Annotated in this window: 16 protein-coding genes and 5 tRNA genes; 13 read left to right on the top strand and 8 right to left on the bottom strand. The window is 70.4% G+C overall.

Translation table 11 applies throughout. The features are described 5' to 3' along the window. Window positions 1-5: 5 nt before the first annotated feature. Together C1I95_RS05150 and C1I95_RS05145 are read right to left on the bottom strand one after the other, a co-directional pair. On the bottom strand, window positions 6-581 hold the full coding sequence (locus C1I95_RS05150) for a TIGR03086 family metal-binding protein (protein ID WP_111212607.1): 576 nt from the start codon (window positions 579-581) through the stop codon (window positions 6-8). A gap of 70 nt (window positions 582-651) precedes the next feature. Beyond that, complete coding sequence (locus tag C1I95_RS05145; RefSeq protein ID WP_111212606.1) at window positions 652-1,254, bottom strand: TetR/AcrR family transcriptional regulator; 603 nt, start codon at window positions 1,252-1,254, stop codon at window positions 652-654. Between the two features lie 295 nt (window positions 1,255-1,549). Between C1I95_RS05145 and C1I95_RS05140 the strand changes: the two genes are divergently transcribed. The 3 genes from C1I95_RS05140 (at window position 1,550) to C1I95_RS05130 (ending at window position 1,816) form a co-directional block, all read left to right on the top strand. Continuing rightward, window positions 1,550-1,622, top strand: a tRNA-Gly gene (locus tag C1I95_RS05140). Between the two features lie 34 nt (window positions 1,623-1,656). Beyond that, a tRNA-Cys gene (locus tag C1I95_RS05135) sits at window positions 1,657-1,727 on the top strand. 14 nt (window positions 1,728-1,741) lie between these two features. After that, window positions 1,742-1,816: transfer RNA gene (locus tag C1I95_RS05130), tRNA-Val, on the top strand. A 178-nt stretch (window positions 1,817-1,994) separates the two neighbouring features. Here C1I95_RS05130 and C1I95_RS05125 read toward each other — a convergent pair. Then, complete coding sequence (locus C1I95_RS05125) at window positions 1,995-2,237, bottom strand: DUF6458 family protein (protein WP_111212605.1); 243 nt, start codon at window positions 2,235-2,237, stop codon at window positions 1,995-1,997. Window positions 2,238-2,387: 150 nt separating this feature from the next. Here C1I95_RS05125 and C1I95_RS05120 point away from each other — a divergent pair. Both C1I95_RS05120 and C1I95_RS05115 read left to right on the top strand, forming a co-directional pair. Continuing rightward, window positions 2,388-2,460 (top strand) — tRNA-Gly (locus C1I95_RS05120). Window positions 2,461-2,499: 39 nt separating this feature from the next. Further along, window positions 2,500-2,574, top strand: a tRNA-Val gene (locus C1I95_RS05115). 30 nt (window positions 2,575-2,604) lie between these two features. Here the strand turns inward: C1I95_RS05115 and C1I95_RS05110 are convergent. Continuing rightward, the gene (locus C1I95_RS05110; protein ID WP_111212604.1) at window positions 2,605-3,486 is read right to left on the bottom strand and encodes a helix-turn-helix transcriptional regulator; all 882 of its coding nucleotides are present in this window, start codon (window positions 3,484-3,486) and stop codon (window positions 2,605-2,607) included. A 185-nt stretch (window positions 3,487-3,671) separates the two neighbouring features. On the opposite strand from C1I95_RS05110, the gene C1I95_RS05105 reads away from it, so the two are divergent. Beyond that, window positions 3,672-4,688 carry a zinc-dependent alcohol dehydrogenase family protein gene (locus tag C1I95_RS05105; RefSeq protein WP_111212603.1) on the top strand — a complete coding sequence of 339 codons (1,017 nt, stop codon included), beginning with the start codon at window positions 3,672-3,674 and terminating at the stop codon, window positions 4,686-4,688. Window positions 4,689-4,757: 69 nt separating this feature from the next. Then, on the top strand, window positions 4,758-5,162 hold the full coding sequence (locus C1I95_RS05100) for a (R)-mandelonitrile lyase (protein ID WP_111212602.1): 405 nt from the start codon (window positions 4,758-4,760) through the stop codon (window positions 5,160-5,162). An 11-nt stretch (window positions 5,163-5,173) separates the two neighbouring features. Here C1I95_RS05100 and C1I95_RS05095 read toward each other — a convergent pair whose 3' ends face one another. The 3 genes from C1I95_RS05095 to C1I95_RS05085 form a co-directional block, all read right to left on the bottom strand. Then, window positions 5,174-5,833: a polysaccharide deacetylase family protein gene (locus tag C1I95_RS05095; protein WP_111212601.1), complete on the bottom strand. Its 660-nt coding sequence runs from the start codon at window positions 5,831-5,833 to the stop codon at window positions 5,174-5,176. 142 nt (window positions 5,834-5,975) lie between these two features. Then, on the bottom strand, window positions 5,976-7,169 hold the full coding sequence (locus C1I95_RS05090) for an endo-1,4-beta-xylanase (protein WP_111212600.1): 1,194 nt from the start codon (window positions 7,167-7,169) through the stop codon (window positions 5,976-5,978). Window positions 7,170-7,597: 428 nt separating this feature from the next. Further along, window positions 7,598-9,217, bottom strand: a complete 1,620-nt coding sequence (locus tag C1I95_RS05085; RefSeq protein WP_111212599.1) for a glycoside hydrolase family 43 protein — start codon at window positions 9,215-9,217, stop codon at window positions 7,598-7,600. Between the two features lie 255 nt (window positions 9,218-9,472). Here C1I95_RS05085 and C1I95_RS05080 point away from each other — a divergent pair, with 255 nt between their 5' ends. From C1I95_RS05080 to C1I95_RS05055, 6 genes are all read left to right on the top strand, one after another. Next, window positions 9,473-10,765 carry an extracellular solute-binding protein gene (locus C1I95_RS05080; RefSeq protein ID WP_111212598.1) on the top strand — a complete coding sequence of 431 codons (1,293 nt, stop codon included), beginning with the start codon at window positions 9,473-9,475 and terminating at the stop codon, window positions 10,763-10,765. Window positions 10,766-10,814: 49 nt separating this feature from the next. Then, on the top strand, window positions 10,815-11,795 hold the full coding sequence (locus tag C1I95_RS05075; protein WP_111212597.1) for a carbohydrate ABC transporter permease: 981 nt from the start codon (window positions 10,815-10,817) through the stop codon (window positions 11,793-11,795). Next, complete coding sequence (locus C1I95_RS05070; RefSeq protein ID WP_111212596.1) at window positions 11,795-12,631, top strand: carbohydrate ABC transporter permease; 837 nt, start codon at window positions 11,795-11,797, stop codon at window positions 12,629-12,631. The genes C1I95_RS05075 and C1I95_RS05070 overlap by 1 nt, the downstream gene beginning before the upstream one ends. A 22-nt stretch (window positions 12,632-12,653) precedes the next feature. Continuing rightward, entirely contained in the window at window positions 12,654-13,673 is a 1,020-nt protein-coding gene (locus tag C1I95_RS05065) for a LacI family DNA-binding transcriptional regulator (protein ID WP_111212595.1), read from the top strand. Window positions 13,674-13,860: 187 nt separating this feature from the next. Further along, a complete protein-coding gene (locus tag C1I95_RS05060; protein WP_111212594.1) occupies window positions 13,861-14,877 on the top strand; it encodes a LacI family DNA-binding transcriptional regulator in 1,017 nt (338 codons plus the stop codon). A gap of 260 nt (window positions 14,878-15,137) precedes the next feature. After that, window positions 15,138-16,166: an NAD-dependent epimerase/dehydratase family protein gene (locus C1I95_RS05055; RefSeq protein ID WP_111212633.1), complete on the top strand. Its 1,029-nt coding sequence runs from the start codon at window positions 15,138-15,140 to the stop codon at window positions 16,164-16,166. A 12-nt stretch (window positions 16,167-16,178) separates the two neighbouring features. Here the strand turns inward: C1I95_RS05055 and C1I95_RS05050 are convergent. Next, the coding region (locus C1I95_RS05050) for an Acg family FMN-binding oxidoreductase (protein WP_111212593.1) at window positions 16,179-16,834 on the bottom strand (656 nt) is incomplete at its 5' end.

Genomic DNA, 16,834 nt, shown 5'->3' with positions numbered 1-16,834 from the left:
TGCCGCTACGGGGTCCACTCGGGGTCGCGGCCGAAGGCGGCGATGAGCCGGTCCTGTTCGTCGGCTGCGGTGGGCAACCCGACCTCGGGACGGGTCAGCCCGAACTGCTGGTAGTCGCCGACGCGGCGGGCGAACCAGCGGGCGCACTCGGCGACCGCGTCGGCGTCCAGCCGGGGGTCGGCGCCGATCGCCACGGCCAGGTCCCAGCCGTGCACGAGGTGTTCGGCGATCAGTTGGTGCAGGTACTCCTCGGCGGGGGTGTCGCCGGCCGAGAGATGGACCGTGCGTTCCAGTACCCCGGGATGGGTGGCGGCCAGTTCGGCCTGGGCCGCCGCGTCGCGGGCGGCCTCGACCGGGTCGGTGCCGAGTTGGTCGCCGTCGTACCGGTCGCCGACCTCCGCGATGGTCCGGCCGGCGAACAGGGGCACGCTCCAGCGGTCCTCCCCGACCACGTGGTTGACCAGGGTGCGGACGTCCCAGTCCGGGCACGGGGTCGGGGCCGACCACTGCCCGGCGCCGACCTGTTCCACCCGGTCGGTGAACTCCACCAGGCTGCGCCGGTACGTCTCCAGCAGGTCCATGCCGTCATTGTTGCCGGCTGCGGCCCCGGCGGCGGCCGGTTCGCCCGACGGTGGCCGGGGCTGCCGCCGATCAGTCGAGCTGCGCCGGGTCGAGCCCCAACTCGCGGGCGGTCACCAGGCGTACCCACTCGGCGAGCTGTCGCCGGGAGATCACCCGCTCGTGCACCGCGAGCTGCACCGCCAGGCCGTCCATCACCGCGCTGATCCGCCAGGCCGCGCCCGCCGGGTCCGCGCACTCGAAGACGCCCTCGCTGACCCCGTCGGAGATCACCGTGGCGAGGTCCTGCCGCCAGCGCAGGTCCAGCTTGCGGGAGACCTTCTCCAACTCGGGCGTACGCAGCGACTCCGCCCAGCCGTCGATCCACATCGACCAGGAGGTGGGGCGCCCGGCCGGGGTGTAGAGCCGCAGAATCCGCCGGAGCTTGGTCAGCGGCGGGGCGCTGGACCGGGTGACCGCGTCCAGCCGGGCCAGATCCTGCTCGACGGCGTACGCGAAGGCCTGGGCGAGCAGCCGCTCCTTCGTGGCGAAGTGGTAGAAGACCAGCGCCTGGCTGACGCCGGCGGCCTGCGCCACGTCCGAGGTGCGGGTGTTCGCGAGCCCGCGCTGCACGATCACGTCACATGCGGTCCGCAGCAGGGCATCCAGGCGGATCTCGGCCGCACGTCTCGTCACGCCCGTCACCGTAGCCCATCGAATCGGACACAGTCAGTCACCGAAACCCGGTTGATCTGGCTTGCGACAGTCGGAAGCCGGACAGTTGCCGGCACGTAAGTTTCACGTTTTGGCTGCTCAGGGCCACTGCCGCCGGAGGCGGCCCCTCCCGTCCCTGTCGCCCGGGGCTATCGATCCAGTCTCCTAGGAAGCTCTAGGGAATGGATTTCGGACGCGCCCGGACCGGCCCCGATTTGGCAACCGTTCCATCGCTCGGCTAAAGTTCTCATCCGTCACCGGGAAACGCCGGGGGCGTGCGGACGTAGCGCAGCTGGTAGCGCATCACCTTGCCAAGGTGAGGGTCGCGGGTTCGAATCCCGTCGTCCGCTCGGAGCTGCCGCCACGCGTGACGGGGGCAACCTCGGTGGGGTGGCCGAGAGGCGAGGCAACGGCCTGCAAAGCCGTGTACGCGGGTTCAAATCCCGTCCCCACCTCGGCAAGATAGCGAGGGCGATTGGCGCAGTGGGAGCGCGCTTCCTTGACACGGAAGAGGTCACTGGTTCAAACCCAGTATCGCCCACCAGTTGAAACAGGCACCAAAAGGCCCGTTACCGGACATCCGGTGACGGGCCTTCTGCTGTCCGTCCCAGCCCGATGGCGGGCCTTTTGCTGTCCGTCCCCAGCCCGGTGGCGACCACCATGCAAGGTGGTCGCCACCGGGATGTGGATCGGGCGACCGATCAGCTCCGTCGGACCCCGGGTCACAGCGGCGGTGCGATGTCCCGACGTTCCTCGACCCGGCGGTACTCCACCGGCTCCTCGGTGGTGGCGACCACCTGGCGGCGGCGCCCCCAGACGATGGTGGTCATGATCAGGCCGAGCACGCCGGCGGCCATCAGGATCCACCCGACCACGTCGAGGTCGAGGCCGCCGATGCTGGCGTCGATCGCGAAGGTGAGGATGGCGCCGACCGCGAGCAGGAAAATGCTGGTGCCGATACCCATGACAGCCTCCTTTGTCAGGGATGCGGTGTGCTGTCGGGGGAGATCTGTACCCCGGCGGTGATCTGCGCAATCACCCGGCCGCCGGGGGCACCGCTCGGGCGATCTTGTCATCGGGTAGAGTTGGCACGTCCCCGGCGATACCGGGGGCATGCGGACGTAGCGCAGCTGGTAGCGCATCACCTTGCCAAGGTGAGGGTCGCGGGTTCGAATCCCGTCGTCCGCTCGCGATCCGTCCACACCTGCCGGTGTGGGTGGTCTCCACGGGCGATTGGCGCAGTGGGAGCGCGCTTCCTTGACACGGAAGAGGTCACTGGTTCAAACCCAGTATCGCCCACCATAAATGCGTTCTCATTTGTTTGGCCCGGTCTCAGGGGCGTTCCGCCTGGTGCGGGTCATCGGTCTGGGTGGTCGTCGCGGCCAGGCTGGCGAGCAGTCGCAGGCTGTCCCACGCGGGCGTGCCGGGTTCGGCACTGTAGGCGGTCAAGGTCAGGCCGGGGTCGGCCGGCATCGGCATGGCCTCGAAAGCCAGATCGAGCCGACCGACCACGGGGTGATGGAAGTGTTTGAACCCGGTGTAGTGCAGGCGCACGTTGTGCGCCGCCCACCGGTTGCGGAAGTCGTCGCTGCGGGTGGCGAGTTCGCCGACGAGGTCGGTCAGGGCCCGGTCGTACGGGTCGCGGCCGGCTTCGGTGCGTAGCAGTGCGACGGTGGTGTTGGCGGCGTCGTCCCAGTCGGGGTAGAAGTCGTCGGCGCGCGGGTCGAGGAAGCAGAACCGGGCCAGGTTGACCGGCCGGCCGGGGGCGTCGAAGGCCGGCGCGTAGAGGGCCTGCCCGAGGCGGTTGACGGCGAGCACGTCGAGACGCCCGTTGCGGACGAACGCGGGCGCCTCGGTCATCGCGTCGAGCAGGCTCTGCACGCCGGGGCGGATCTGCTGCTTGGCCGGTCGCCGCCGGGTGCGCGGTGTCGTGTTGGCGGCGCGGGCCAGGTCGTACAGGTGGGAGCGCTCGGCCTCGTCGAGTTGCAGGGCGCGGGCGATGGCGGCCAGCACGCTGTCGGAGACACCGGTGAGGTTGCCGCGTTCCAGACGGGTGTAGTAGTCGGGGCTCACCCCGGCCAGCATCGCGACCTCGGCCCGGCGCAACCCCGCGACGCGACGGGTGCCGCCGTAGTTCGGCAGCCCGGCCCGTTCGGGAGTGATCCTGGCCCGCCGGGAGGCCAGGAACTCGCGGATGTCGTTCCGGTGGTCCACGACAGCCACGGTACGACCCGCGCCGTGGGCCTGAGGGGTTCTGTCATTACCTGCCTCAACAAGCCCTCCCATTGCGCGCGGACAGCCGGTTACCTGGGTCTGGCCTGCTGCGACGGCTGACCCCGTCCGCTGGCACGCCAATTCGTAAATGTGCGATTTCCGCATCCGTTGAGAGGAACCCAGTGATGCGTGGAACTGTCATCTACGCCCCCGGCGACGTGCGGCTCGAAGATCGCGCCGACCCTCGTCTCATCGTGCCAACCGACGCGATCATCCGAATCTCCGCCGCCTGCGTCTGCGGCTCCGACCTGTGGGACTACCGAGGCGTCAACCCGGTCACCCGGCCCGTGCCGATGGGCCATGAGTACGTCGGCGTCGTCGAGGAGGTCGGCAGCGACGTCGCCACGATCAAGCCGGGCCAGTTCGTCATCGGGTCGTTCTTCGCCTCCGACAACACCTGCCCGAACTGCCGGGCCGGCTACCAGAGCTCCTGTGTACACCGGGAACTCGTGGGCGGGGCCCAGGCCGAGGCGCTGCGCGTACCGCTGGCCGACGGCACCCTGGTCGCGACGCCGGATCTCCCGGCGCCGGAGCTGATCCCGAGCCTGCTCACGCTGTCGGACGTGATGGGCACCGGCTGGTTCGCCGCCGTCGCGGCCCAGGTCAAGCCCGGTCAGACCGTCGCCGTCGTCGGCGACGGCGCGGTCGGGCTGCTCGGCGTCCTGGCCGCCAGCCGGTTCGGCGCCGAACGCATCATCGTGATGAGTCGCCACGAGACCCGGCAGAAGCTCGCCACCGAGTACGGTGCCACCGACATCGTCACCGAACGCGGCGACGAAGGCGCGGCCCGGATCAAGGAGCTGACCGGCGGCATCGGCGCCGACGCCGTACTCGAATGCGTCGGCACCGCCGAGTCCATGCGGCAGGCTGTCGCCTCCACCCGGCCCGGCGGGTACGTCGGCTACGTCGGGGTCCCGCACGGCGTGCGGCTCAACGGCGAGGAACTGTTCTTCACGCACGTCGGGCTGCACGGCGGTCCGGCGCCGGTGCGCCGGTTCCTGCCCGAGCTGATCGACCTGGTGCTCAAGGGCGACATCAACCCGGGCAAGGTCTTCGACCTCACCCTGCCGCTCGACCAGGTCGCCGAGGGCTACCGGGCGATGAGCGAACGGCGCGCCATCAAGGCGCTGCTGCAGCCCTGACCCGCGCCGACCACGTCGGCACCGCCCCGCTCACCGTTGAAGCCATCGACTGACGAGAGGAGAACCGCCATGGAACTCAAGCCCGTCCCGGCGACCACCAGAGGGCCGGCGACGACCTTCACCGGAGACGTGTACGTCGACCTCGTCCACCGCGGTGAAGAGCCGTCGAAGATGATCGTCAGCCGTGTCCGCTTCACCCCTGGTGCCCGTACCAACTGGCACTCCCACGCTCTCGGCCAGACCCTGCACGTCACCGAGGGGATCGGCCTGGTGCAGACCCGGGACGGCCGGACCATCACCCTGCGTCCCGGGGACACCGTGCACACCCCGCCCGGCGAGGAACACTGGCACGGGGCCACGGCCGGCAACCTCATGAGCCACCTCGCCATGTTCGAAGGCGACGGCAGCGGCGACGGAACCAGCTGGCGGGAACCGGTCACCGACGAGCAGTATCACGCCGCCCACCAGCAGTGACCCGTCTGGCTTTATCGGGTACCGGCGTCGGGCAGTGCGAAGTGCCAGCCGTCGGCCCGCAACGCCGGAATGACCCGGTCGACGGCGTCGACGGTTTGGCTGCGGTCGCCGCCACCGTCGTGCAGCAGCACCACCGCGCCGGGGGCGACGCCCTCGGTGAGGCGTCGGACCAGTTCGTCGGTGCCGGGCGGCTCCCAGTCGGTCACCGCCAGCTGCCAGCCCATCGGCCGCATCCCCAGCGCGGTCGCCACGGTGGGGGTCTGACCCCAGGCGCCGTAGGGGGCTCGGAAGTAGGGCACCGGGGCGTACGGCACGGCCTGCCGGATGACCGCGTTGGTTTCTAGCAGGTCCGAGGCGATCCGGCCGGCGGTCCAGGCGCCCATGTCGTCGTGGCGCATGCCGTGGTTGCCCAGCGCGTGCCCGGCGCCGGCGATCCGGCGAACCACATCGGGATGCTCGGTGACGCGGTTGCCCTGGAGGAAGAAGACCGCGTGGACCTGGTGGCCGGCCAGGACGTCGAGCAGGCGCGGGGTGTGCACCGGGTGCGGTCCGTCGTCGAAGGTGAGGCAGAGGACGTGGTCGGTGTCGATCGTCTCTACGGGCCGTACCGTCGCATCCGGCCCGGACCGGGCGCGGTGTGTTGCCAGCGGGGGGTGGGTGCGGAGTGCCATCGGTCGGACCTTCCGGGTTGGCGTTTCTGAGGGACCGGTGGGCCGGGTGGAGCTGCGCGCTCCACCCGGCTCACTCGGAGATCGATTGTTAAAGGGGCCCCTCCTCTATCGCAGGCGTTAACAAGGGGCCCTTCCTTGCACGTCAGCGGCGGGGTTTGGGCGTGATGCGCGGCAGGACGTACGGCGGCCCGGCGAAGATCAGGTCGGACTTGATCTCGTGGTACGCCCGCTTGGGCTGGTAGTTCTCGTCGTAGATGGTGGCCAGGCCCTCAGGCGGGTTGTCGAACCAGGTCGGCACCCAGGAGTGCTTGTCACTGAAACCCCAGACGGTGAACGAGATGCAACTGCGGACGGCGAGGCAGGCCTTCATCAGCACGCTGAAGTTGGCCGCCGACGCCTGCAATCTGGGGTTGATCTCCGCCGAGTCGCCGGCCTGGACCGCCTCGGTCATCTCGCTGCGGACGTCGACCTCGGTGAACGCGGTTGCCAGGCCGAGCGCGGTGAACCTCTTCAGCGCGTCGGTTACCTGGAGGGTGTCGTAGTTGCCGTACTGGGTGCCCAGGTGGCCCTGGCTGCCGACGCCGTCGATCGGGACGCGCTGGGCGAGCAGTCCCTTGACCATGTCGTAGACGAACTGGGTCTTGTCGTTGGCCGGGTTACCGGAGCCGAACGCCTCGATGTTGTAGTCGTTGTAGAACAGCAGCACCTTGGGGTCGGCGGCGCGGGCCCAGCGGAATGCGTCGGCGAGGTAGCCGGGGCCGAGGTGCTGGGCCCAGAAGCCCTTGTAGTGCAGGGTGGGCGGGTTGTCCCACGGGTCGCTGACGGCCTCGTTGACCACGTCCCACTGGGAGATCTTGCCCTTGTACCGGCTGACCACGGTGGTGATGTGCTTGCGCAGCAGTTCGCGCAGCTCCTGCTTGCTGATGGAGCCGTCTTCGACGCCGCTGGTCAGCCAGCCGGGCAGCTGGTTCTGCCAGACCAGCACGTGGCCGCGTACGGTCTGCTTGTTGCGTTTGGCGAAGTCGATGAGCTGGTCGGCCGGGGCCCAGTCGTAGTTGCCGCGAGTGGGCTCCAGGCTCTCCCACTTCATCACGTTCTCCGCGGTGACCGAGGAGAACTCGGTGGCGGTGATCTGGCGGTACCGCGGGTCGTTGGCGTTGTTGAGCGCGGCCATGTCGACCGCGGTGCCGATCTGGAGGCCGTGGCGCAGGGCGAGCGTGCGCAGGCTCTGCGCGGTCGGGTCGTAGGGCCGGCTCGCGGTGGCCGGCACGGTGTTCAGCGCCGTGACGGTCGCGACGGCGACCGCGCCGACGGCCATCCATCGTCTCAGCTTCATCTGCCTTCCTTTCGATACTCAATCGAGAGACGTCGATCTTGAAGGGTGGGCCCCGGGCCAGGTTCTGCTCGGGTGGAAGCGGCGATCGGGCCGCGGGTGTCGAGAGCTCGTGCCGATCGCGGGTGACGCCGATAGTTCCAGATCGAAACCGGAAACTTGGTCGAAACATTAGGGCTATCGATGCCCTTGGTCAACCACGAAAGCTTCCGGAAATCCACTGTGTGGGCTGCTGGGGCCGTCGGCCAGGTGACCGGAAACTTTCGGAGCCGTCAGGTCGCAGCGCGGCATCGCCGGTCGGTGGCTGGCCGGCGGGCTCGACCTGCCACGACGGCGGGAGCCGGTGCGGGCGGACGTTTCGTGCCGGGTGAATCCAGGTGGTGGTGTCGGGCCGGGCGGAGGCCGCCCGGCCCGGGTCGGTCGGGCCGGAGTCAGTGTTCGAGATAGGTGGCGTGGTCGAAGTCGGCGTAGCGGCCGTCCCCGCCGAGGTCCTGCACCCAGAGCCCGAGGAACGAGCCGGTGAAGCCCCACGCGGCGGGTTCGCCGTCGATGATCAGCGCGGCGTGCTCGTCGGACAGGATGGTGGCGTCCAGTTCGACGGGCACCGGCTGCCAGCCGTGGCCCAGGTCGTAGGCGAAGCGCAGCACCGGGCCGTCGAACGTCACCCGCAGGACGACCCGTCGGGCGCCGCCGGTGTCGACCGTGAGTTGCGGGTACGCGGTGCGCCGGCCGCTGTCGCAGCTGAGCAGTTCCAGCACGATCCGCCCGTCGTCGGCGCGGGTCAGGTAGAGGTAGTGCCAGTTCTGGGTGTTGTAGTAGCCGGTGATCCCGGCCAGGTGGCGGTGGTCGCCGGGGTCGAACTCGACGACGGTCTCCAGCGAGCAGTGTGCCGCCCCCGCCCGCCGCGCCACCAGGCTCGGCGTCTGCTTCCCGACCGGCGACTGTCCACCGTAGACGCGCAGGTGCGACGGACGGGACCGCAGGTCGATCCAGTCGTCGGTGGCCGGCCGGCGCAGGGTCGACCACCAGGTGGCCAGCTCGGGCGTTTCGAAGTGGTCGGTGGCCGGTTCGTGGGGCCACGGCTGGGCCGGCAGGTCCGGGGCGGGGATCTCGTCGGCCGGGACGCCGCCGGGGATGCTGGGCCAACCGCCCGCCGACCAGTCGACCTTCTGCAGGGCGGTCTCCCGGCCGAGCACGCAGTTGCCCAGCGGGGTGTAGGGGCGGCCCACCAGGTGGGCGAGGTACCAGTCGCCGTGCTGGGTGCGTACCAGGCTGCCGTGGCCGGCCTTCTGCAGGGCGAGGTCCGGCCGGCCGACGGAGCTGAGCAGTGGCCCGGCCGGGTCGACCTCGTACGGGCCGAACAGCTCGCGCGAGCGGGCGACGGTGACCTGGTGCTCCCAGCTGGTGCCGCCCTCGGCGGTGACCAGCCAGTACCAGCCGTCGTGGCGGTAGAGGTGCGGCGCCTCGGTCAGGCCGACCTCGGTGCCGGTGAAGATGATTCGGGCCTGGCCGACCAGCTTCCGCCGGGCCGGATCGTACTGCTGGATCTCGATGCCGCCGAATCGGTCGCGGCCCGGCCGCCAGTCGGCGCTCATCGACAGCAGCCAGGTCGTGCCGTCGTCGTGGAACAGCGAGGCGTCGAAGCCGTGCGAGTGCAGTCGCACCGGGTCCGACCATGGGCCGGCGATGTCCGGCGCGGTGGTGAGGAAGTTCTGCGCGTCCCAGTACCCGCTGGCGAAGCTGGCCACGTCGCTGTAGACGAGGTGGAACAGCCCGTCGTGGTAGGTCAGGTCCGGTGCCCAGATCCCGTTGGAGTCGCCGCAGCCGCGCAGGTCGAGCAGGCGGCGTTCGGTGACGATGCCGCCCAGGGCGCGCCAGTGCACGAGGTCCTTCGAGTGGTGCACGCGTACGCCCGGGTACCACTCGAAGGTCGAGGTGGCCAGGTAGTAGTCGTCGCCGACACGCAGGATGGACGGGTCCGGGTGGAAGCCGGTGAGCACGGGGTTGCGGATCGACCGGGCTGTGGCCACGTCTGCGATCTCGGTCGACATGTTCGACTCCTTCAATTTCTGGTCCCGGTGTTTTTCCGGAAGTCTCCACTCCGGAAGCTCCAGAATTCCGCTCACGGTAGCGGCTGGGGTCCGCGTGCGACACCCCCTTGACCGCACGCGTCAACGCGTCGTAACGTGCCGGCCATCACATCGAAAATACCGGCAGCGGGCTGAAACTTCCGGGCCGTGTTTCCGCACCTTCCGCCGACTGGGGCGGCACTCCGAGCACCTCAGACGTTCTCGAAGGGATGAACGATGACAGCGCACATCTCCCGCAGGTCGCTGCTGGGTCTGGCCGGCATGGGCACCGGCGCGCTCCTGCTCGGCGCCTGTGGCGGCGGGGAGTCCGGCGACCCGGACGGCCCACAGACGATCAACTGGTGGCACATCCAGAACACCGAGCCCATGCTGCCGGTCTGGGCGGAGATGGCCAAGGAGTACGAGACCGCGCACAACAACGTCAAGGTCGAGATCCAGCCGCTGGAGAACGAGGCGTTCAAGGCCAAGCTGACCACCGCGACCCAGGCCGGTTCACCGCCGGACCTGTTCCAGTCCTGGGGCGGCGGCGTGTTGCAGCAGCAGGTCGACGCGGGCCTGGTCAAGGACATCACCAAGGACGTGGAGCCGTGGGTCGGCGAGCTGCTGCCGGCGGCGCTGCAGCCGTACACCCTGGACGGCAAGATCTACGGCATTCCGTTCGACATCGGCATGATCGGCTTCTGGTACAACAAGGACCACTTCGACAAGGCCGGCATCACCTCGCCGCCGGCGACCTGGGCCGCCCTGCTGGACGCGGTCGGCAAGCTCAAGGCCGCCGGCACGGTGCCGGTCGCCCTCGCCGGTAAGGACAAGTGGCCGGGGCACTACTACTGGGCGTACCTCGCGATGCGCATCGGTGGCCTGGAGGCGCTGAAGCAGGCGGCCGAGCAGAAGAACTTCGACACCCCGGACTTCGTGGCCGCCGGCGAACGGTTCAAGGAGCTGATCGACCTGAAGCCGTTCCAGCGGGGTTTCCTGGGCGCGGAGTACGGCTCGCCCGACGGCCAGGCCGCGACGATGGGCAACGGCGGCGCCGCGATGGAGCTGATGGGCCAGTGGGCTCCCGCCGTCCAGGCGTCGTCGTCGACCAGCAAGAAGGGCATCGGCGACCGGCTCGGCTTCTTCACCTTCCCGGCCGTCGACGGTGGCAAGGGCGTGGGCACGGACGCCTTCGGCGGCGGCAACGGCTTCGCGGTCGGCCGCAACGCGCCGGCCTCGACCGTGGACTTCCTGCGAATGCTGCTGGAGGTGGGCAACCAGCGCAGGTCCGCCGCGACCGGTGCCGTGCTGCCCACCAACAAGGCCGCCGCCGACGGGATCAAGGACCCGAACAACCAGGTCGTGGCGGCCAGCCTGGCCAGCGCGACCGGTTTCCAGCTCTACCTCGACCAGGCGTACCCGCCGGCGGTCGGCCAGCAGATCAACGACAGCGTCGCCGAACTGGTCGCCGGCACCAAGCGGCCGGACCAGATCGTCAAGGACATCACCACGGTGGCGAAGAGCCAGTAGCGATGCCCGCGAGCCGAACCCCGTACGACGACCGAGTGGAGCGGGCACGATGAGTCCCTCACCGGTGACCGGTCTGCGACGCGACGTCGCGGTGCCCGACCTCGCGCCGGCGGTCCCGGCGGCCCACAGTGGCCGCCGGGACCGTTCCCGCGGGCTGGTCACCATCGCCCTCTTCCTGGCCCCGGCCCTGGTGCTGTTCCTGCTGCTGGTCATCACGCCGATCCTGGTGGCGGCGTACGCCAGCATGTACAAGTGGAACGGCTTCGGCCTGCCGGAGGACTACGTCGGCCTGGACAACTTCACCCGGGCCTTCAGCGACCCCGTCTTCCAGGGTGACCTGTGGCGGGCCGGGATCCTGATCGTGCTGTCGCTGGTGATCCAGCTGCCCGCGTCGCTCGGTCTGGCGATGCTGCTCAACCAGCCGCTGCGCGGACGCAGCGTCTACCGGCTGCTGTTCTTTGCCCCGTACGTGCTCTCCGAGGTCACCACGGCGGTGCTGTTCACGCTGGTGTTCTCGCCGAACCGGGGGTTGGGTGACGCCCTGTCGGGTCTGCTCGGGGTGGAAGCCGTCTTCGCCGACCCGGACACCGTGCTGTTCGCCCTGTTCCTGGTGATCTCTTGGAAGTACTTCGGCTTCCACATGATCCTCTACCTGGCCGGCCGGCAGAACATCCCGCGGGAGCTGACCGAGGCCGCCACCACCGACGGGGCGTCCAGCTGGCAGGTGTTCCGGCACGTGACGCTGCCGTTGCTCGGGCCTACCATCCGGATCAGCGTCTTCCTCTCCGTGATCGGCACCATCCAGCTGTTCGACATGGTCTGGGTGCTCACCGGCGGTGGGCCCATCCACGCCTCGGAGACCATGGCGGTGACGATGTTCCAGCACGGCTTCCGCCGCTTCGAGGTCGGCTACGCCAGCGCGATCAGCATCATCATGTTCCTGCTGAGCCTCGTGTTCGCCCTGTTCTACCAGCGGGTCGTCATGCGGCGGGACACCGAGGGCGCGATCACCACCAGGGGAGTCCAATGATGACCGCGCCGAAACCCGTGCAGCGGACCCGCCACCTTGGACTGCACCTGGTCTCCGTCGCCATCGGCGGGCTGATCGTGGTGCCCGTGCTCTTCGGCGTACTGGGCGGTTTCAAGGACAACGGGCAGCTGTCGACCAACCCGCTCGGGCTGCCGGAGCCGTGGGTGTTCGAGAACTACGTCGGCATCGTCGGTTCCGGGGTGTTCTGGCGGCAGTTGGGCAACAGCACCCTCATCGCGCTGGCCACCGCCGTCGTGGTGGTGGGCGCCGCGGCGTTGGCCTCGTTCGTCTTCGCCCGCTTCGCGTTCCGCGGCCGGGAGCTGCTGTTCACCCTGTTCGCGGTCGGGTTGATGTTCCCGTTCGCGGTGGCCATCCTGCCGCTGTTCATCCTGCTGCGCAGCATGGGCCTGCTGGACAATCCGCTCGGCGTGGTCCTGCCGCAGGCCGCCTTCGGGTTGCCGGTCACCATCATCATCCTGCGCCAGTTCTTCCGGACCATCCCCGCCGAGGTCGAGGAGGCGGCGACGTTGGACGGCTGCACGGCGTTCGGGTTCTTCTGGCGGATCCTGCTGCCGATGGCCCGGCCGGCGTTGGCCACCGTGTCGGTGCTGGCGATCGTGGCCAGCTGGAACAACTTCATGCTGCCGCTGGTCGTCTTCACCGACCAGAGTTGGTGGACACTGCCTGTCGGGGTCCAGGCGTTCCAGGGCCAGTACGCTGACGACACCGCCCGGGTGCTGGCGTACGTCGTACTGTCCATGGTTCCGGCGCTGGGCTTCTACGCCATAGCCGAACGTCAGCTCGTCGGCGGCTTGGCCGGCAGCGTCAAGGGATGAGCGAGCAGAGGAGGGCACCGGTGTGGCTGCCAACGACAACCGGACAGTGACCATCGCCGTGATCGCGCGCCTGGCCGGGGTTTCGGTGCCGACGGTGTCGCGCGTGATCAACGGTCGTTCGGATGTGGCCCCGCAGACCCGGGAGCGGGTGGAGGAGCTGCTGACCCGGCACGGCTACCGGCGCCGGCCGCCGAGCATGCGGGCGAGTTCCGGCCTGCTGGATCTGGTCTTTCCCGACCTCGACAGCCCGTGGGCGGTGGAGATCATCCGAGGCGTGGAGGATGTCGCCCACGCCGTGGGGGTGGGCACGGTGGTCTCCGCCATCCACCGCCGTACATCGTCGGCCAAGCAGTGGCTCGACAACATCCGGACCCGGTCCACCGAGGGCGTCATCTTCGTGACCTCCACCCTCGAACCGCCGCAGCAGGCCGATCTGCGCCGGCTCAACATCCCCGTGGTGATCGTCGACCCGGCCGGGGTGCCGGCCCAGGACGCGCCGACGATCGGCGCCACCAACTGGGCGGGCAGCCTGCGGGCGACGGAGTACCTGATCGGTCTGGGGCACCGGCGGATCGGATTCATCGCCGGGCTGCCGCAGCTGATGTGCAGCCGGGCCCGGATGGACGGCTACCGCGCGGCGCTGGAAACGGCCGGCATCCCCATCGACGACCGGCTGATCCAGCCGGGCAACTTCTATCACGAGGCCGGTTTCTCCGGTGGGGTGCGGTTGTTGGGGTTGGCGGATCCGCCGACGGCGATTTTCGCGTCGAGTGACCAGATGGCGTTGGGTGTGTACGAGGCGGTGCGGCAGCGGGGGCTGCGGGTGCCGGATGACATCAGTGTGGTCGGGTTCGATGATCTGCCGGAGGTGCGGTGGTGTTCGCCGCCGTTGACCACGGTGCGTCAGCCGTTGGCGGAAATGGGGATGTTGGCCGCCCGGACGGTGTTGCGGCTGGCCAAGGGCGAAAAGGTGGAGAGCCCACGGATCGAACTCGCCACCGAACTCGTCGTCCGGGACAGTGCGGCGGCGCCCAAGGGTTGACGGCCCGCTGGTCGGCCGGCCCGGCGGCTGTCCCGGGTCCACCGGGCGGCTCCGTGTGACCTGCACCAACTACCGGTAGGCGCGCGAAAATTCCGGCACTAGGGTGGGGACGGCAGCCGGCCGCCCGTCCCGGTCGCCCCTGGTCGCCGCACGGGCTGTCGCCATATCGGCTGGGCTAGGGAGTGCTGTGGTTGCCAGAGACACCCGCAAGGTCACCATCTCGGCGATCGCGGACCTGGCCGGGGTTTCGGTGCCCACGGTGTCGCGGGTGCTCAATGGTCGTTCGGACGTGGCCCCGCAGACCCGGGAGCGGGTGGAGGAGCTGCTGACCCGGCACGGCTATCAGCGCCGGCCGTCCAGCGTGCGAACGAGTTCGGGCCTGCTGGATCTGGTCTTCAACGACCTGGACAGCCCGTGGGCGGTGGAGATCATCCGGGGTGTGGAGGACGTCACGCACGCCGCCGGAGTGGGCACCGTGGTCTCCGCCATCCACCGCCGCACGTCGTCGGCCAAGCAGTGGCTCGACGGCATGCGCCGACGCGGCACCGAGGGCGTCATCTTCGTGACCTCGATGGTGGAGCCGCCGTTGCAGGACGAGCTGCGTCGGCTCGGCGTCGCGCTGGTCGTCGTCGACGCCGACGGCCTGCCGACCCGGGAGGCGCCGACGATCGGCGCCGCCAACTGGGTCGGCGGCCTGCGGGCGACGGAGTACCTGATCGGTCTGGGGCACCGGCGGATCGGATTCATCGCCGGGCCGCCGCAGCTGATGTGCAGCCGGGCCCGGATGGACGGCTACCGGGCCGCCCTGGAGGCCGCCGGGCTGGCCGTCGACGACGACCTCGTGTGCCCCGGGGACTTCTATCACGAGGCCGGTTTCTCCGGTGGGGTGCGGTTGTTGGGGTTGGCGGATCCGCCGACGGCGATTTTCGCGTCGAGTGACCAGATGGCGTTGGGTGTGTACGAGGCGGTGCGGCAGCGGGGGCTGCGGGTGCCGGACGACATCAGTGTGGTCGGGTTCGACGATCTGCCGGAGGTGCGGTGGTGTTCGCCGCCGTTGACCACGGTGCGTCAGCCGTTGGCGGAGATGGGGATGTTGGCCGCCCGGACGGTGTTGCGGCTGGCCAGGGGCGAGACCGTGGAGAGCCCCCGGGTGGAGTTGGCCACCGAGCTCGTCATCCGGGACAGCGCCGCCCCGCTCGGATAGCAGTCTATCGATAGTCTTCCGGAAGTTGTTGACGCCCGCGTCGGCCGGGGCCGACGATGGCAATCGCCAACCTTCGACGAAGGAGCCGGCCGGGGGTGCCCGCCGTGCCCGCGCGGCACCGCCCGACCGAGCCCGCGCTCCCGCCGGACAACCAGTCGTCCGGCGGGCGCGGGCGACCCGCCCCGCCTTCTGCCCTCGGCAGATCCGCTGAGGGTGAACGAGGTACCCGACCGGTGCAGCGGCCCGGCAGGGTGGACGGCATGAGACTTCTCATGCTGGGCGGGACGGGATTCGTGGGCGGGGCGACGGTCGCCGAGGCGGTCCACCGTGGCTGGTCGGTGACCGTGTTCAACCGGGGACGGCACGGGGCGCCTCCGCAGGGCGTACGCCGACTGGTGGGTGACCGGACGGCAGCCGACGGGCTGACCGCGTTGGCCGGTGGCGAGTGGGACCTCGTCGTCGACACCTGGGACGGCGCACCCCGGGCCGCGCAGGCGACCGCGCGGGCCCTGGCCGGCCAGGTCGGCCATTACGTCTACGTCTCCAGCGCGTCCGTCTACGCCCCACCCGTGGCGGCCGGCGCGACCGAGCAGGCGCCGGTGGCCGACGCCGACCCGGGCGCCGTCGACGGCGACTACCCGACGCTGAAAGCCGGTGCCGAGCGGGCGCTGCGCGAGGTCCTCGGCGACCGCGTGCTGCTCGCCCGGGCCGGGCTGATCATCGGCCCGGGGGAGGACATCGGCCGGCTGCCGTGGTGGCTGACCCGCATCGCCCGGGGCGGCGACGTGCTCGCACCCGGCCCGGCCGACCTGCCGGTGCAGTACGTCGACGTCCGGGACCTGGCGGCCTACCTGCTGGCCGCCGGGGCCGCCGGTCGCGGTGGAGCGGTCAACGTGGTGAGCCGGCCCGGGCACACCACCACCGGTGAGCTGCTCGCCGCCTGCCTTGCGGCCACCGGCGCCGACGCCCGGCTGCGCTGGGCCGACCCGGAACAGCTCCTCGCCGCCGGCGTGGAGCCGTGGAACGACCTGCCGATCTGGATCCCCCCGGGCCACGAGTACCGGTGGATGCAGCAGCTCGACGTCGGCCTCGCGTACGCCGACGGGCTGACCTGCCGGCCGGTGGCCGACACCGTGACGGACACCTGGTCGTGGCTGCGCCGGGTCGGTGCCGTCCCGGCCCGAGCCGGTCGGCCGGCCCGGGCGCCGGTCGGCCTCGACCCGGCCCGGGAAGCCACCCTACTTGCCGCGATCGGCGCGGAACAGCCGGCTCCGATGCCGCCCGGGTGACGCCGGATCGTCCTACGACAGGCGCACCGGCAGGTCCAGCACCTCGTCGACCGGCCGGCGGGGGGTGGGTCGTCCCGGCTGGCCGTACCCGATCCGCATCACCATCTGCGGGGTGCCGAACCGCCCCAGCGACATCCGCAGCTGTTCCCGCGCCGGCGGCACCTCGATCGGCTGGGAAAGCATCGACACGGACAGCCCGGCGTCGGTGGCGGTGAGCAGCACCCGCTGCAACGCCTGGCCGGCGACGACCTGGTCGACGGCGGTGTTGCCGGCCGAACCGAGCACCGCCACCAGCGGCTCTGCCTCGAAGTCCCGGCCCGGCGCCCGCTGCGGGCCGCCGAAGCCCCGCGCCGGGAGCAGGTCCTGCGGCTCGGCCTGCGGACCGCCGGCGGCTGCCGGTACCCCGTCGGGCGCGTGCGCGGCGCGTACCCACGCCTCCCGCTCCGCCCGGTAGGCCGGGTCACGTTCGAGCACCCGGTGCGCGCCGTGGGCGATCTCGGCGAACGCGTTGACCGCGCTGACCCCGATCAGCAGCTCCAGCCAGCAGTGCTCGGCCCGGGCCGCCTCGCCGAGCTGCCAGCGGGCGTCGGCCGGCACCGGGTCGGGCCAGAACGGGGCACGGTTGCTGAACCGGCGGGGGATGGCCGCGTACAGGTTCTGCTCGGCGG

Source organism: Micromonospora craterilacus, assembly GCF_003236315.1.
GTDB lineage: Bacteria > Actinomycetota > Actinomycetes > Mycobacteriales > Micromonosporaceae > Micromonospora > Micromonospora craterilacus.
This window is presented reverse-complemented; position numbering and strand designations above follow the sequence as displayed.